This is a genomic window from Variovorax sp. VRV01 (assembly GCF_014852545.1).
Lineage (GTDB): Bacteria > Pseudomonadota > Gammaproteobacteria > Burkholderiales > Burkholderiaceae_C > Variovorax > Variovorax beijingensis_A.
Genome location: NZ_JACVBS010000006.1, coordinates 168380 through 184289 on the forward strand (window position 1 = coordinate 168380; position 15910 = coordinate 184289).

A 15910-nucleotide genomic window follows, 5' to 3' on the forward strand; every position below is an offset into this window, starting at 1 on the left:
CAACGTCCACGAGGGAGCGTCGATGTCCGCCGATTCAGATTACGCCAGCCCCGCCGTGCGCAAGCTGCGCGAAGACCTTGCGCTCGCGCTGCGCGCGGCCGCCCACCACGGATTGTCCGAAGGGGTCTGCAACCATTTCAGCGTGCTGCTGCCGGGCGCGCAGGACCGCTACCTGATCAATCCGCGCGGCCTGCACTGGAGCGAGATCGGCGCCGACGACATCGTGCTGATCGACGTGCACGGCGAAGTGCTCGCGGGGCGCCACCGGGTGGAGCCGACCGCGCTCTTCATCCATGGCGCAGTGCACCGCCTCACGGGCCATGCGGTCGTGCTGCACTGCCACATGCCCTACGCCACGGCGCTCACGCTCACGGCCGAGCGCGCGCTCGATCCCACGCTGAGCCAGAACGCCATGCGCTACATGAACCGCATCGCCGTCGATGCGGTCTACAACGGCCTCGCGCTCGACGATGCCGAGGGCGAGCGCATCGCGCGCGCCATGGCGGGCAAGGACATTGCCTTTCTCGCGAACCATGGCGTGATCGTGGCGGGCGCCTGCATTGCGCATGCCTACGACGATCTCTACTACCTCGAACGCGCGAGCCTGCACCAGGTGATTGCGCAATCGACCGGGCGCCCGCTGGTTCCCGTCGATGCCCGGCTGGCCGCGCATGTGGCGGCGCAGATCCAGGGCGAACGCGAGCAGTCGGACCTGTTCTTCGAGGCGCTGCGGCGGCTGCTGCCTCCGCCACGCGGCTGACGTCCGTTCGGCCGATTCCGGACCGCGAAAGAGCCGCGCAGAATCGCGCAATGGCCGCGCAGCGGCTTACAGCTCTTCATCCGATTTCGCTCCAGCCTTACAAAGCGTTCACACGGGGCCACGACGATAGGGCTTCCAACCACTCCACTGGAGTTGCCATGAAAAAGCTCACTTTCGCCATTGGCGCCGCGGCCCTGCTGTCGCTGGCTGCACTCACCGCCCCGGCACAGGCACAGACCGGCGGCCGCTTCATCCAGGCCCAGGTGTATGTGGTGCCCGCACCACCGCCTCCGCCGCGCCACCACTACTACGCGCCGCCGCCCCCGCGGCATCACTACTACGGCCCCGGCTACTACCACGGACGCGACCGCTACGAACATCGGCATCGCCACTGGGAAGAGCGCCGCTACGGCCGCAGGGACTACGACGGCGACGGCGTGCCGAACCGCTACGACCGCCGGCCCGAGAATCCCTACCGCTACTGATCCGACGGTGCCGGCCTGAAGCGGTTCACGCCTGCGCCACGCGCCGCAGCAGGCCGCGGGTCGTGCGCGGCCTGCCCACGCGGCCGAACCAGGCACCGCCGGCAATCGCCGAGGCAATGACGATGCCGTACACCACCAGCGCCGCGCCCTGCGCCGCAAACACGCCGGCCAGTCCGCCTCCCCAGCGCAGGGCCAGCCAGCCGCCCGCGCCGGCCACCGCGAGCCGCGCGATGTTGCCGAGCACCGGCCACAGCAGGCGCCCTGCCCCCTGCGAGGCGAAGTACAGCACCAGTCCGACGCCGAAGAAACCATAGAACGGTCCCACCACGCGCAGGTAGTGCGCGCCGGTTTCGAGCATGGCGGGGTCACTGCCGAACAGCAGCAGCCAGGGGCGCGGGAACAGCGCCGCGGCGAGGCCGATGGTTTCGGTGAGCGCAAAGGCCAGCGCCGCGCCGGCCCAGGTGGCGCGAAGCGCGCGTTCCCGCTGCCCCGCGCCCATGCAGGTGCCCACCATCGCGACCAGCGGCGCGCCAAGGCCGAACACCAGCGGCACCAGCAGGTACTCGAGCCGCGAGGCGGTGCCGTAGCCTGCCAGCGCGCCCGAACCGAAGTGCCCCGTCAAGGCCGTGGCAATGCCGATCGAGAGGTTGGTCGCCACCGTCGACACCGCACCCACCAGCCCGATGCGCAGGATGTCGCGGAACAGGGGCCAGCGCAGCTTCAGTGCGGAGAGCGTGGGGCGCAGCAGGCTGCGCGGCGAGCGCAGGTAGACGATGAGCGCGATGGAACCCAGCAGGTAGTACAGCAGCAACGCCATCGCGCCGCCCGCGATGCCCATGCCCGGCAGCGGTCCCCAGCCGAAGATCAGGAGCGGCGACGCCGGAATAAGGAACACCACGCCCGCCACCGTCACGTTCGCCGGCACCGCCATGTTGCCGGTGCCGCGGATGATGGCCGAGAGCGAATTGAAGAGCCACACCAGCACCGCACCTGCGAACACCCAGTTCGAGTACGTCAGGGCCGCGTCGAGCGCTGCGCCGGTGCCGCCCATGATGGCGTAGAGCCATCGCCCGCCGGCCAGCAGCGCAAGCGAAAAGCACAGGCCGAAGCCGATCGCGATGACCGCCGCATGCCACACCAGCGCATCGGCGTCGCCGCGGCGGCGCGCGCCCAGCGCACGGGCGATCGACGAGGCAATGCCGCCGCCCATGGCGCCGGCCGAGGTCATCTGCATCAGCATGACGATGGGGAACACCAGCGCCATGCCGGCCAGCGCATCGGTGCCCAGCTTGCCGACGAAGTAGGTTTCGATGAGCCCGACGGATGCCTGCGCCACCATCACGAGCACGTTGGGCGCAGCCAGGCGCAGCAGGGTCGGCACGATCGGCGCCTCGAGCAGCATGCGCGTGCGCGGATCGAGTCCTCCGCTCATGCCGCCACCAGCTTCGCACGCGCCAGCCGCGCTTCGCGGATCGGCAGGTGCAGCAGCGCCGCGCCCGCGGCGAACGCGATGTCGATGTACCAGACGATGTCGTAGTTGCCCGTGGCCTGGAAGACGTAGCCGCCCAGGTACGCGCCCAGGAAGCCGCCGACCTGGTGCGCCAGCATCACGATGCCGAACAGCATCGCCATGTTGGCCGGGCCGAACATCTTGGCGACCAGGCCGGCGGTCGGCGGCACGGTCGACAGGAAGGTCACGCCCATCACGGCGGCGAACACCAGCATCACCACGGTCGTCTTCGGCGCCAGCAGGAACACCAGCACGGCGATGCCGCGCGTGGCATAGACCAGCGACAGCAGCGACTTCATGCGCCAGCGCCCCACGGCCCAGCCCATGGCCAGGCTGCCGACGATGTTGAAGAGTCCGATCATCGCGAGCGCCCAGCCGCCGACCTCGGCCGGCAGCCCGCAGGCCGCGACGACGCCGGGCAGGTGCGTGGCGAGGAAGGCGACGTGGAAGCCGCAGACCAGGAAGCCCAGGCTCAGGTAGCGGTAGCTGGGCGTCGCGAGCGCCTGGCCGATGGCCTGGCGCGCACTCAGCGGCTTCGTGCCCGATGCGGCCGCCGAGGCCGCGGCCATTGCGTTCGAGTTGCCCTTGAGCACCCATGCCGCCGGCAGCGCCAGCAGCACCAGCACGCCGAGCCACTGCATGGCACCGGCCCAGCCCACGGCGGCCGTCAGGCCGACGGCGATCGGCGCCATCGCGAACTGTCCGAAGGAGCCGCCGGCGTTGACCAAGCCGGTGGCCAGGCCGCGTTTCTCGGCCGGCACCAGGCGCGTGGTCGCGGCCATCAGCACCGAAGGGCCGGCCATGCCGGCGCCGCCGGCGGCCAGCACGCCGATCGCGAAGATCAGGCCGGCGGTGCTCGTCATCAGCGGCGTGATCAGCGTGCCGATGGCGACCAGCAGCACACCGAGGAACACCACGCGCCCGGTGCCGATGCGGTCGGCCACGGCGCCCGCGAACGGCTGCGTGAGGCCCCACCAGAGCTGCCCGAATGCGAACGCCAGGCTGATGCTGCCGATGCCGAGCGCGGTCGAGGTGTTGAGCGCCGAGAGGAACAGGCCCATCGTCTGGCGCACCCCCATCGTGAGTGCGAAGGCGCCCGCGGCCGCCAGCAGCACGAGCCAGAGCGCATGGCGCCGCAGAGGGGTTTCATTCATCGCCAGCTCCCGTTGCGTCTTCCGGTTGTCCATCGCCCAGCCCGGCGCGCTGCAGCAGCTCCAGGCTCTCGTCGAGCAGCGCATGCAGCGCCAGCACGCGCTCGGTGCCGAGGATGTCGTTGAGCGCCAGTTGCGCGCCGTGCCACAGGCGCTGTGCCTCGGCTCGCTTGTCGCGGCCTGCGTCGGTGATCGCCAGCATGCGGCTGCGGGCATCGGGCCCCTCCGTCTGCACCAGGAAGCCCGCCGCCAGCAGCGGCTTGAGATTGCGCGTGAGCGTGGAGGCGTCGACGTTCATCTCGCGCGCCAGGTCGACCGGCCGCAGCGGCCCGAGATGCAGCACGTGCGAGAGCAGCGAATACTGCGTGGTCTTGAGCCCGCTCGGCGCGACATGCGTGTCGTAGAGGCGCGAGGCCAGCCTGGAGAGCCGGCGCAGGCGGAAATTGGTACATCCTTGGGGCCTCAGCTGAGGAGGCTTCAGAGCAGCGTTCATGCCGTTCATTGTAGCTACAATAATTGTATATGCAACTATCAAGGAGTTTTCTCATGGCCGAGCCGCACGCCACCCTCAACGCCTGGATCGCCCAGGAGGCTGAGATCGTCCAGCGCCTGGAAGCGGGGCCGGGACCTGGCCTGGCACGCCCGGAGCAGGTCGCCGGCAAGACCGGGCTCGAAATGATGGAAGCGATGCTGCGCGCCGAAATCCCCTACGCCGCCATCGCCAAGACCCTCGACTTCGCCCTGCTGGAAGTCAGCCCGGGCCGGGCCGTGTTCCAGGGCACGCCGCTTGCGCAACACCTGAATCCGCTCGGCACCATCCATGGCGGCTGGATTGCGACCTTGCTCGACTCGGCGCTGGGCTGCTCGGTCCACACCATGATGCCGGCGGGGCGCGCCTACACCACCGCCGAATTGAGCGTGAACTATGTGAAGGGCCTCACGCCCAAGGTGCAGCGGGTGCGCGCCGAGGGCAAGGTGATCCATTGCGGCCGGCAGCTCGCCACCGCCGAAGCGCGGCTCGTGGGGCCCGACGGCACGCTGTATGCGCACGCCACCACCACCTGCCTGGTGTTCGAGACCCCCTCGCCACGCTGATCGATCGGCCGCAGTCCATGCCCTCCTCCATCCCTCGCGACCCCTCGCCCGCGCCAGCCTTCGAGACCCTCCTCACCGAGCGCTACAGCTGCCGCGGCTACCTTGCCGAACCCGTCGCGCGCGAGACGATCGATGCGATCCTTCAGTTGGCACAGCGCACCGCTTCATGGTGCAACTCGCAGCCCTGGCAGGTGATCGTGGCCAGTGCCGCGGCCACCGAACGGCTGCGCCGGGCCTTCGATTCGGACGAAGCCGCGGCCGCTGCCGCATTCGACATTGCACCGCCGGCGGAATACCGCGGCGTGTACCGCGAGCGCCGCCGCGAATGCGGCTTCCAGCTGTATGAAAGTGTGGGCGTGGCCCGCGGCGACCGCGAGGCCTCGCAGCGACAGGCGCAGGAGAACTTCAGGTTCTTCGGCGCACCGCACGTGGCCCTCGTCACCACCGAGACACTGCTCGGCACCTATGGAGCGCTCGACTGCGGCGCCTATGTCAACAACTTCATGCTGGCGGCACGCAGCCTGGGCGTGGCCAGCATCGCCCAGGCGGCCGTGGCCTCGCGTTCGAAGTTCCTGCATCGCTGGTTCGACATCCCGGACGATCGCCAGGTGGTCTGCGGCATTGCCTTCGGCTACGAGGATCCATCGCACCCGGCCAACCGGTTCCGCACGTCGCGCGCGCCGCTGGCACAGGTTTGCCGCTGGGTGGATTAGTACTCGGGAGAATGCAACCGCCTCTAATATCCAGCCATCATGGGACTGTTGCTTCCTGCCAGCGCCAAAGAACTGAAGAATTCTTCGTGGGCCGTCGTGCTGTTTTTTCTGCTGCCGATGGGCTTGCTGGTTGTGTATTTGCCCGGCGTGTTTTTCTCCTCCGGAGCCAAGCTGTGGTGCCTTGCAAGCGCATTTGTCGCCAGCCTGCCATTTACGACCTTCATGGCCTATCGATCTCGGCGACTCATCGCGCTTGGCATACATCCTCACTTTCGCCGCGGCTCGTCGATGCCGATGAGCAAATACTTTGCTGTCTGGATCAGCAGTTTGCTGGCGCTCTATAGCTGGAGCCTGGTCGTGTTTGCCCTTGTTTCCATTGCCGGCCGAGGCGGGCATCAGGTTCGAACCTATGAGGTGGCAGACCTCAGCGAATGCAAAGGCAAATGTTTCTGCACCTACCGGGTTCAGCTCCGCGACTTTCCTGAAACCGGACGCTTGGGCCTTTGCATATCCAAGGAGCTTTGGTCCTCATTGCGTCCATCCGAGCAAGTGCGCGTTGCTGGCCGTTATTCTCCGCACGTCGTTTATGTCGAGAGCGTGCAGCGCTGATCAAGGAATGCTTGTCAGGGAAGATGCCATCGATGGAATGCTGCACTCGCCCGCTTCCTGCGTGATGAGCAGGCTTGGGCGAAGCCGGAACCAGATCGTGTCTCGGTCAGAGACGGCAATCTCCAATGTCTCTCGATCAGCATCCCTGTGATATCGGACGTCTTTTATCGAAACGCTTCTGACGCTATATAGCTCGGAGCCGTTGTGGGCAACCGACAGGGATAGATCCTTGTAGGCCGGGGCAATGCGGAAAGAGACGGTGTATCCGCCCACCTCGAGCAGGTAGGAGAAGTCGTTGTATGGCCAAGGTATGTCTTGATCGACCCGAGCGGGCTCGACTCCGAAGAAGCTCAACAACTCCAGTTCTTCGACTGTCACGCAGTTCATTGCGAGTACCTAACGAATTGGTTTGGGTTGTGTGTAAGACGGCCGGTCAGCAGCAGGTTTCGAACTGCTGGTGGATGCTGCAGCCAATCATCAGGACTGCGGACAAAGCGATAACGGCCAGATTCTCGACGCGGTCGATGTCGATGAAAAAGTTGTGCAAGTCATCCTCCGGTCCCCCGTGCCGCGGCGCGCTTCTTTCCTGCATGTAAGTGCAAGGACGTAAAAAGCAGCTTCAAACGCAGTGATAATGATTCGCATCGTCACCTTGACGGTGGCGATGCCCCAAAACACGTCTCTGCACCTGGAGGATCCTTCATGACCGACCGCCCCGGCGTCCAAGGCCGCGCCGCCCGCGCACTGATCGGCACCGCCGCCGCCTGGCTGGCTGCCGCCGCCCTGCCCGCGCACGCCGCCAACGACGAACTCACGCTCTACACCACGCGCGAAGCCGCGCTGATCCAGCCCCTGATCTCGGCCTTCAGCGCGCAGAGCAAGATCAAGGTGAACACGGTGTTCGTGAAGGACGGCCTGCTCGAACGGGTCAAGGCCGAAGGCGCGCGCTCGCCGGCCGACGTGCTGATGACGGTGGACATCGGCAACCTGATGGACCTGGTCGACGGCGGCGTGACGCAGCCGGTGAAATCGGCCGCGCTCGAATCGGCCGTGCCCGCCAACCTGCGCGGCGCCGACGGCCAGTGGTTCGCGCTCTCGCTGCGCGCGCGCGTGCTCTACGCCGACAGGAACCAGCCGATCACCAGCTTCCGCTATGAAGACCTGGCCAACCCGAAGTGGAAGGGCAAGGTCTGCATCCGCGCGGGCCAGCACCCCTACAACACGGCGCTGATCGCAGCAATGATCGCGCACGACGGCGAGGCCAAGACCGAGCAATGGCTGCGCGGCGTCAAGGCCAACCTGGCCCGCAAGGCCACGGGCGGCGACCGCGACGTGGCGCGCGACATCCTGGGCGGCATCTGCGACATCGGCCTGGCCAACTCCTACTACGTCGGCCAGATGAAGAGCGCCAAGGAAGGCAGCGACGCGCGCAAGTGGGGCGACGCCATCAAGGTGGTCCGCCCGACCTTTGCCGGCGCCAAGGGCGGCGGCACGCACGTCAACATCAGCGGCGCGGCCGTGGCCAAGAATGCCCCGCAGCGCGCCAACGCGGTCAAGCTGCTCGAGTTCCTGGTATCGGAGCCGGCACAGGCGCTCTACGCGCAGACCAACTACGAATACCCGGTGCGCAAGGGCGTGGCGCTCGATCCGATCATCGGAGAGACCATCGGCGAACTGAAGGCCGACCCGCTGCCGGTGGCCGAGATTGCCAAGTACCGCAAGCAGGCCAGTGCGCTGGTCGACAAGGTCGGTTTCGATCAGTGATGAAACTGGCAGGGCACGCCTTGCCGGTGGCCGGATGTTGATCGCGAGGCGCCAGCCGCCAGTCCTGCAAGCGGCGGGCCCGTTCTGGCGCTTCGCCTCGATGGCCATCGCGCTCGGCGTGCTCGCGCCGGTGCTCATGCTCGCATGGCTCGCCTTCGGCTCGGGCGTCGCCCACTGGGGGCCGCTGTTCGCGCACGTGCTGCCGCAGGCCGCGCTCAACACGGCCCTGCTGCTCATGGGCGTGGGTGCACTGGTGCTGCTGATCGGCACTGGCTGCGCATGGCTCGTGACGGCCTGCGACTTTCCGGGACGCCGCGTGCTGAACTGGGCGCTGCTGCTGCCGCTCGCAATGCCGACCTACATCGTTGCCTTTGCCTACCTGGACCTGCTGCATCCGATCGGCCCGGTGCAGGGTGCGATCCGCTGGGCCCTGGGCTTCGACAGCCCGCGCCAGTTCCGCCTGCCTGACCTGCGCTCGATGCCGGGCGCGATCTTCGTGCTCGGCTTCGTGCTCTATCCCTACGTCTACATGACCGCGCGCGCCATGTTCATGACGCAGCCCGCGCACCTGATGGAAGCGGCGCGCACGCTGGGCGAAAGCCGGCGCGGCGCCTTCTTTCGCGTGGCGCTGCCGCTGGCGCGGCCGGCGCTCGCAGTGGGGCTGAGCCTGGCGCTGCTCGAAACGCTCAACGACATCGGCGCTTCCGAATTCCTTGGCGTGAACACGCTCACGGTGGCGGTCTACACCACCTGGATCACGCGCTCCGACCTGGCCGGTGCGGCGCAGATCGCCTGCGCCATGCTGTTCGTGGTGGTCGCGCTGGTCTGGCTCGAACGCAACGGGCGCCGGCACCAGCGCTTCGGCTCGGCGCAGCGCATGCGCGCCATGCAGCCGCGGCGCCTGCACGGCGGCACCGCCTGGCTCGCCACCGCCACCGCGTCATTGCCGGTGCTGGTCGGCTTCGTGGCGCCCGCGCTCTACCTGGTCTGGGAAAGCGCCAAGCGGCTGCGCCAGGGCGGCGGCGTGTCGCAAGGCCTGCTGGCAAGCCTGGGCAACACGATCACGCTGGCCGCCGGCGTCACCGTGGCGGCCGTGGCCGCGGGACTGGTGGTGGCGTGGGCCACGCGCAGCCAGGGATCGCGCCCGAACCGCGCACGCTGGCAGGCGCGCGCAGCCACGCTCGGCTACGCATTGCCCGGCACGGTGCTCGCCATCGGCCTGCTCACGCCCGCGCTTGCGTTCGACGCCGCGCTGGCCAGCGTGCTCGGCCTGCAGGGCCTGCCGCTCATGGGCGCGGGCATCGTGCTGGTGGCGGCTTGCGCGATCCGCTTCCTCGCCATGCCGGTCGGCGGCATCGAGGCCGGTCTCGCCCGCATTCCGCCCGCCATCGAGCAGGCTTCGCGGCTGCTGGGCGAAACCAGCGGCGGCACCCTCAGGCGCGTGCACCTGCCGCTGCTGCAGCCCGCCATTGCCACGGGCGCGCTGCTGGTCTTCGTCGATGCGATGAAGGAACTGCCGGCCACGCTGCTGCTGCGTCCGGCCAATTTCGACACACTGGCCACCTGGCTCTATGCCGAGGCCGCCCGCGGCACCTACGAAGAAGGCGCGATCGCCGCGCTCGCCATCGTGGCGGCCGGCCTGCTGCCGGTGGTGCTGCTGGCGCGCAACCAACTGGGCACGCCGGCCGCAGAGACACAATGAGTTCCCCTCTTTCCATCGAATCGATCCAGCTCGCCTACGAAACGCCGCGCGGCCTGCATGCCGTGGTCAACGACTTCTCGCTTTCGCTGCGCGCCGGCGAGATCGCCTGCCTGTTCGGCCCCTCGGGCTGCGGCAAGACCACGGTGCTGCGGGCGATCGCGGGCTTCGAGCCGCTGCGTGCCGGCACCATCCGGCTCGGCGACGTGCTGCTCTCCTCCACCCAGGTGCACCTGCCACCCGAACAGCGGCGCGTGGGCATGATGTTCCAGGAATACGCGCTCTTTCCCCATCTGTCGGCAGGCCGGAACGTGGCCTTCGGCCTGCGCCGCTCGAGCCGTGCGCAGCAACGGGCACGCGTGGCCGAGATGCTGGCGCTGGTGGGCCTGGCCGATGCCGGCGAGCGCTTTCCGCATGAGCTCTCGGGCGGCCAGCAGCAGCGCATTGCGCTCGCCCGCGCACTGGCGCCCTCGCCCGCGCTGCTGCTGCTCGACGAGCCGTTTTCGAACCTCGACGGCGGCACGCGCGAGCGCCTCACGGCCGAGGTGCGCGGCATTCTCCAGCGCGCCGGGCAGACCGCGATCCTGGTCACCCACAACGAAGCCGAGGCCCATGCCATGGCCGACCGGATCGGCGTGATGCACGGCGGCCGCATCACGCATTGGCTGGACACCCTCAAATAGCACAAGGCGCCCGTTCAGCGAATGGGCTTTTCGGGAAAAGGTTGTTCGGGGCCGCAAGAATTGCCGCGGTCCCACTTTCAACTTTCCCGGAGAGCCCAACGTCATGTCCAGCAAGCCCCTCACGCTCGTCAGCCACCTGCTGTGCCCCTATGTGCAGCGCGCCGCCATCGCACTGGCCGAAAAGGACGTGCCCTTCGAGCGCGTGGTGATCGACCTGGCGAACAAGCCGGACTGGTTCGTTGCCATCTCGCCGCTGGGCAAGGTGCCGCTGCTGCGGCTTCAGCGCCCTGACGGCAGCGAGGCGGTGCTGTTCGAGAGCAACGTGATCTGCGAGTACCTCGAAGAGACCCAGCCCGGCCCGCGCCTGCATCCCGAAGATCCGCTCACCCGCGCCGAGCATCGCGCGTGGATGGAGTTCGGCTCGGCCATCCTGGGCGACCTGTGGGGCTACGAAACCACGCGCGACGCCGAAGTGTTCGAGCAGAAGCGCCTGGCCCTGGCCGCCAAGTTCGAGCGCGTCGAGGCTGCGCTGGGTGCCGGCCCCTACTTTGCAGGCGGAAACTTCAGCCTGGTCGATGCGGTGTTCGCGCCGATCTTTCGCTACTTCGAGGTCTTCGAGGAAATCAGCAATTCGCACATCTTCGATGCCTTGCCCAAGGTGAATGCCTGGCGCAAGGCGCTGGCGGCGCGGCCGAGCGTGCGCAACGCGGTGGTGCCGGAGTATCCACAGCACCTGCGTGAATTCCTGCGCAAGCACGAGGCGCACTTGCTCGCGCTCGCCTAGGGCCTGTTAGTGCTATTTCTGGGGTCGCGAAGGCCAGCCGCAGCGGGCCAATCAAGGCGCGCGACGCCGCGTGTGCATGGGCACACGCAAGGAGCGCAACGCCGAGTGGCCCCGCTGCGGCTGGCCTTCCCTGCGGGTTGCCCGGCCAAGGGGCCGTCTGCGGCGTTGCCCGCGCTTGCAAGGCACACGCCTTGCGGCGCACGGGCGCCTTGCAGCCAGCCCCTTGGCCGGGCAACGCGATCCCCAGAAATAGCGTTAACAGGCCCTAGCCCCGACAATGGAATTCTTCCCCCGCAACAACAGAGATCCCACGAGATGCGACTCCTTCACACCATGCTGCGCGTCGGCAACCTCCAGCGCTCGATCGACTTCTACACCCAGGTGCTTGGCATGAGCCTGCTGCGCACTTCGGAGAACCCCGAGTACAAATACAGCCTCGCCTTCGTGGGCTACGGCGGCGGCAACCCCGGGCAGGCCGAGATCGAGCTCACCTACAACTGGGGCACCGAAAGCTACGAACTCGGCACCGCCTACGGCCACATCGCGCTGGGCGTGCCCGACGCCTACGCGGCCTGCGAAAAGATCAAGGCCGCCGGCGGCAACGTCACGCGCGAAGCCGGCCCCGTGAAGGGCGGCACCACGGTGATCGCCTTCGTGACCGATCCTGACGGCTACAAGATCGAGCTCATACAAGACAAGGCGAAGGCTTCCGGCGACGGCGGCCCCGGCGGCTCGGACGCCCTGCGCGCGTCCTAGCCGGGCCACAGCGGCGCCCGCGCTCCGGCGCCGCCATCAGCGCTTCGCGGCCGCTGAATTAAGGATACAAATGATCACCTTTTAAAGGCGATCGGCATATTCTTTGCTGGTATTTTCAAGGGGTAGTGCTGATGCAGGACGCATCACATTCTGATACCCGGAATCGCGATCAAAGAGCTTCACAGTTCAGCAAGATCGTCCATTCGGACGCGACGCCGAATGCTCCTTACTCCTTGAACTATCTTCTACATGAGCGCTTCCTTCCAAGCGGAATGAAAATTGACGATTCTGAGCATACGCGGCAAGCCAATTGATCCGGCCATATCGCTGATCATCTTTTTCTTTTCCGCCCTGATCGTCGGTGTCATTCCATTTCTCTACCACGATACGGCGGCCCAGAATTTTCCGGATGAAGAAACGCTATTGAGTTTCTTCGGCGCCGATTTGTGCCAGCTCACTTCCACCACGATCGAGGAAAGAAACTCCTACGCCTGCAGCGCATTCCTGCTGGAATCGGCCGGGCTCAGCGCCAAGACGGCGCCCATTGCCGGCGCTTTTCTGAGCGTCACGCTGACTGTCATACCGATACTCCAATTCAGCCGAATTCCCCTTGGCGTATTTTTTGTCTCGCTCGGATGGGGATTCATCAGGGCCATTTTTCTTTCGGTGCTTTCGAAGGACATGCTGTCGGCCTGCGTGGTTCTGCTCTCGGTCATGGCGGCGCAGCACAGCGGGTTCGGGCTGACGTGGTTCCTGTCGTCGACGATCTACGGCTGGGTGGTCAGAAAGTACTGGCTCCTGGTCAGCGCCGTGTGGCTCGGGCTGCGGTTGATCAGAAAGCAGCTCACCGTATTCAGGCTCCTGGTCATCATCGTCGTCGTCTATATCGCGCTCGCGCTGACCTTCCAGATCGCACTTGGCGCCACGCTCGACTTTGCCCGCGCAACGGTCAATGAGAACCGGGAAGTGGGCGCCGAAGGATCGCGAACGGTCATCGAGGCAGTCATCGCCTCCGACAACGCCCTGCTGCAGGCGCTCAATGCCACGATCACCTTCTTCCGGCTGGCATTTCCGCTCGAACTTCTACGCTTCGGCTCGGTCAGCCAATTGGCGTTCATCTCGATCATGCCTTTCACGTTCATATGGATGGTGAAGGTTGTCGTCGAGGGCGCGAAGTCGGGCAACAGGAACCTGGTCCAGGCCGGCAAGGTGGCCCTTGCGCCTTTGTCCTTCCTCATCATCGAAGGGGTGTTCGAGCCCGACTTCGGCTCGTTTGCGCGCCACTTCGCGATCGTGAGCCCGCTCGTCTTTTCCGCCATGGCGCTGGCGCAGAAAACCGAGCTGGCCGAGAAGAGGCTCCTGCGGCGCAGGCAGGCCGCCGCCATTTCGAACAACCCGCTCTTTGTCCGCCCCACCCGTCAGGATCGAATTTCGTGAAATCCCAATCCATTGCGGTGGACCAGCCACAGTACGTCGAATCCATTCAGGCAGGCAGAGGCATTGCGGCGCTGCTGGTCGTGGTCCATCACGCGGCGCAGAAAGCACATGCACTTTCCGGCGGAGCCATTCCGCTGTTCGATTTCGGAATCATCGGAGTCGATATCTTCTTCATGATCAGCGGCTTCATCATCTACTTTGTCACGGCCAACAAGACCATGACCCACGTGGAGTTCATGGAGAAACGGATCATCCGGGTGTTTCCCCTTTATTGGGGGCTGTCCTTGCTGGCCCTGCTGGTCTTCATCCTTGCGCCGAAGCTGATCAACAGCAATGCCCAGGAGCCCACCGACATTGCCGCGTCGTTCTTCCTGTGGCCCACGTCCGCCCCGTACCTGGTCAATAACGGATGGACGCTCACCTATGAAATCATTTTCTACGGCCTGTGGGCGCTGGTCGCGCTGCCGACCGCAAGGCCGAAGAACGCCTATCTCGCGTGCCTGGTATTGGCCGCTGCGTCGTTCATTGGATTGCTTTCCGGCCTCGACTACAAGATCATGAATTTTTCATTGTTCCTGGAGTTCGCCTTCGGCGTGGCCATTGGCGTGGCGTTCAAGAAGGGGCTGATCCGGCAGAGCATGCCGGTGTCGATCGTCTTGATGGCCGCCGGAGCATTTCTTGCGCATCTGGCAATTTCGGAAGGCCTTGGCAGCAGCGAACTCCGGGGATTTGCGCTGGCAATTCCCTCTGCAATGATTTTCTTCGGGTTGATATCGCTCGGATCGTTCTGGGCCAGGCTGCGCGTGATCCTGGCCATCGGGGACAGCTCCTACTCGCTGTACCTGTTTCACCCGTTCATCCTGGTGGCCATCCCCCTCGCGGTCAAACTGCTCGGCTTCACCTCGGTGCCTCAGATCCTTGCCATTTCCGTTGCGGTCTGTATCGCGTCGATCTGGGCTTCGCACATGGTCTACAGGTTCGTGGAATTCCCCCTCACGCAGATGATGCGGGGAATGATCAAGTCCGCGAAATCCTTCAGCGCAGCCAGGGCCAGGTGACGGCGCCGCCGGCGCAGATGCCGATGGTTCAGCAGCCCAGCAGGTAGGCCAGCTGCCTGATGTCGCGCGCGTGCAGGTTGTTGTCCGGGTTCGGCGAAACGTCCTTCGGCTGGGCGCGGCCGAATTCATGGGGCCGCTCGATGTAGGCGGTCTTGAGGCCGCAGGTGCGCGCTGCCGCCAGGTCGTCGTGGTGCGCCGCCGCGAGCATGACCTGCCCCGGCGTCGCGTCGAACACGCCCGCCACGCCAAGGTAGGTGCGCGGGTCGGGCTTGTAGGCCTTGAACACTTCGGCCGACAGCACGCAGTCCCAGGGCAGGCCTGCGCGCTTGGCCATTTCGGTCAGCAGGCCGATGTTGCCGTTGGAGAGCGTGCAGATGGTGAATTTCTTCTTGAGGCGCGTGAGCCCCTCCACCGCATCGGGCCACGCAGGCAGGCGGTGCCAGGCGCGGCTCAGGTCGCGCTTGGCGGCGGTATCGAGCCGGTCGGCCAGGCTGAAGTCGTGCAGCACCTGTTCGAGCATGCTCAGGTGCAGCTCGTCGAGCAGCGTGAAGCCGCCCTCACCCGCCGCGATGCGCTCCATCACGGATCTCATGGCGGGCTGGTAGCCCGCACGCCAGGCGAGCGCAAAGGCAGCGCCATCGACGCCCGGCAATGCGCGCTCGGCCTCGGCGGCGATGCCGCTGTGCCAATCGACCACGGTGCCGAAAACGTCGAAGGCAATGACCTTCAGGTCACTGGCGTCGAAATCCGCACGCATGGCCGGATCAGCGTGCGAGTTGGCTCGCCGCGCGTGCGAGCTGTTCGATGCGCGCCCAGTCGCCGCTGCGGATGGCATCGGCAGGCACGATCCACGAGCCGCCCACGCAGGCCACGTTCGAAAGCGCCAGGAACTCGGCCGCGTTGTCCGCATGGATGCCGCCGGTCGGGCAGAAGGTCACGTCGCCGAACGGGCCCTGCCACGCCTTCAGCATGGGAATGCCGCCCGCCTGCAGCGCGGGAAAGAACTTGAGTTCGGTGTAGCCGTCTTCCTGCGCCGTCATGATCTCGCTGCCGGTGGCCACGCCGGGCAAAAGCGGCAGGCCGAGGTCGTGGCAGGCCTTGCCGACCGCGCGCGTATAGCCCGGGCTCACGCCGAACTTCGCGCCGGCCAGCGCCGAGGCCTGCGCATCGGCCGCGCTGCGGATGGTGCCCGCGCCGGCCACGGCCTCGGGCACGTCCCTGGCGATGGCCTCGATGCATTCGAGCGCCTGCGGCGTGCGCAAGGTGACCTCGAGCATGCGGATGCCGCCGGCCACCAGCGCGCGCGCCAGCGGAATGGCATGTTTCACGTCGTGCAGCACGATCACCGGAATGACCGGTGCATCGCGCATGACCTCGAGTGCGGTGAGTTTGTCTGTCATTTCATT

At 66.4% G+C, this 15910-nt stretch carries 18 protein-coding genes; 12 read left to right on the forward strand and 6 right to left on the reverse strand.

From position 1 onward, the window contains the following. Nucleotides 1-22 precede the first annotated feature (22 nt). A complete protein-coding gene (locus IB278_RS13010) occupies nt 23-760 on the forward strand; it encodes an aldolase (protein WP_145746111.1) in 738 nt (245 codons plus the stop codon). A 158-nt stretch (nt 761-918) separates the two neighbouring features. Further along, nucleotides 919-1245, forward strand: coding sequence for a hypothetical protein (locus tag IB278_RS13015; protein ID WP_145746110.1), 327 nt, complete (start codon nt 919-921; stop codon nt 1243-1245). A 25-nt stretch (nt 1246-1270) separates the two neighbouring features. On the opposite strand, the gene IB278_RS13020 is transcribed toward IB278_RS13015, so the two are convergent. The 3 genes from IB278_RS13020 to IB278_RS13030 are packed head-to-tail and all read right to left on the reverse strand — an operon-like array spanning nt 1271 to nt 4399. Next, nucleotides 1271-2677 (reverse strand): MATE family efflux transporter, encoded by a 1407-nt coding sequence (locus IB278_RS13020; RefSeq protein WP_145746109.1) that lies wholly within the window; start codon nt 2675-2677, stop codon nt 1271-1273. Beyond that, nucleotides 2674-3909 carry an MFS transporter gene (locus IB278_RS13025; RefSeq protein WP_145746108.1) on the reverse strand — a complete coding sequence of 412 codons (1236 nt, stop codon included), beginning with the start codon at nt 3907-3909 and terminating at the stop codon, nt 2674-2676. The genes IB278_RS13020 and IB278_RS13025 overlap by 4 nt, the downstream gene beginning before the upstream one ends. Then, nucleotides 3902-4399 carry a MarR family winged helix-turn-helix transcriptional regulator gene (locus IB278_RS13030; RefSeq protein WP_145746107.1) on the reverse strand — a complete coding sequence of 166 codons (498 nt, stop codon included), beginning with the start codon at nt 4397-4399 and terminating at the stop codon, nt 3902-3904. The genes IB278_RS13025 and IB278_RS13030 overlap by 8 nt, the downstream gene beginning before the upstream one ends. A gap of 53 nt (nt 4400-4452) precedes the next feature. Between IB278_RS13030 and IB278_RS13035 the strand changes: the two genes are divergently transcribed. From IB278_RS13035 to IB278_RS13045, 3 genes are read left to right on the forward strand one after another with little or no spacing between them, the layout of a single operon-like run. Next, nucleotides 4453-5001: a PaaI family thioesterase gene (locus IB278_RS13035; protein ID WP_145746106.1), complete on the forward strand. Its 549-nt coding sequence runs from the start codon at nt 4453-4455 to the stop codon at nt 4999-5001. 17 nt (nt 5002-5018) lie between these two features. Continuing rightward, on the forward strand, nt 5019-5714 hold the full coding sequence (locus IB278_RS13040; protein ID WP_192323615.1) for a nitroreductase: 696 nt from the start codon (nt 5019-5021) through the stop codon (nt 5712-5714). Between the two features lie 39 nt (nt 5715-5753). Beyond that, nucleotides 5754-6323, forward strand: coding sequence for a hypothetical protein (locus tag IB278_RS13045; RefSeq protein ID WP_192323616.1), 570 nt, complete (start codon nt 5754-5756; stop codon nt 6321-6323). Here IB278_RS13045 and IB278_RS13050 read toward each other — a convergent pair whose 3' ends face one another. Next, nucleotides 6324-6710, reverse strand: coding sequence for a hypothetical protein (locus IB278_RS13050; RefSeq protein WP_145746103.1), 387 nt, complete (start codon nt 6708-6710; stop codon nt 6324-6326). A gap of 315 nt (nt 6711-7025) precedes the next feature. Here IB278_RS13050 and IB278_RS13055 point away from each other — a divergent pair, with 315 nt between their 5' ends. The 7 genes from IB278_RS13055 to IB278_RS13085 all read left to right on the forward strand — a co-directional run bounded on the left by IB278_RS13055 (nt 7026) and on the right by IB278_RS13085 (nt 14504). After that, on the forward strand, nt 7026-8087 hold the full coding sequence (locus IB278_RS13055) for a Fe(3+) ABC transporter substrate-binding protein (protein ID WP_145746102.1): 1062 nt from the start codon (nt 7026-7028) through the stop codon (nt 8085-8087). Between the two features lie 34 nt (nt 8088-8121). Next, nucleotides 8122-9789, forward strand: coding sequence for an ABC transporter permease (locus IB278_RS13060; protein ID WP_192323617.1), 1668 nt, complete (start codon nt 8122-8124; stop codon nt 9787-9789). After that, nucleotides 9786-10469, forward strand: a complete 684-nt coding sequence (locus IB278_RS13065) for an ABC transporter ATP-binding protein (protein WP_192323618.1) — start codon at nt 9786-9788, stop codon at nt 10467-10469. Before IB278_RS13060 ends, IB278_RS13065 begins: the two co-directional genes overlap by 4 nt. Before the next feature lie 103 nt (nt 10470-10572). Next, on the forward strand, nt 10573-11253 hold the full coding sequence (locus IB278_RS13070; protein WP_192323619.1) for a glutathione S-transferase family protein: 681 nt from the start codon (nt 10573-10575) through the stop codon (nt 11251-11253). A gap of 315 nt (nt 11254-11568) precedes the next feature. Beyond that, entirely contained in the window at nt 11569-12009 is a 441-nt protein-coding gene (gene gloA / locus IB278_RS13075) for a lactoylglutathione lyase (protein ID WP_145746098.1), read from the forward strand. Nucleotides 12010-12288: 279 nt separating this feature from the next. Then, nucleotides 12289-13446 carry a hypothetical protein gene (locus IB278_RS13080; protein WP_145746097.1) on the forward strand — a complete coding sequence of 386 codons (1158 nt, stop codon included), beginning with the start codon at nt 12289-12291 and terminating at the stop codon, nt 13444-13446. Continuing rightward, nucleotides 13443-14504, forward strand: coding sequence for an acyltransferase family protein (locus IB278_RS13085; RefSeq protein ID WP_145746096.1), 1062 nt, complete (start codon nt 13443-13445; stop codon nt 14502-14504). The genes IB278_RS13080 and IB278_RS13085 overlap by 4 nt, the downstream gene beginning before the upstream one ends. Nucleotides 14505-14532: 28 nt before the next feature. On the opposite strand, the gene IB278_RS13090 is transcribed toward IB278_RS13085, so the two are convergent. Then, nucleotides 14533-15261: a haloacid dehalogenase type II gene (locus IB278_RS13090; RefSeq protein ID WP_192323620.1), complete on the reverse strand. Its 729-nt coding sequence runs from the start codon at nt 15259-15261 to the stop codon at nt 14533-14535. Between the two features lie 7 nt (nt 15262-15268). Beyond that, nucleotides 15269-15904 carry a bifunctional 4-hydroxy-2-oxoglutarate aldolase/2-dehydro-3-deoxy-phosphogluconate aldolase gene (eda, locus tag IB278_RS13095; protein WP_145746094.1) on the reverse strand — a complete coding sequence of 212 codons (636 nt, stop codon included), beginning with the start codon at nt 15902-15904 and terminating at the stop codon, nt 15269-15271. Nucleotides 15905-15910 lie beyond the last annotated feature (6 nt).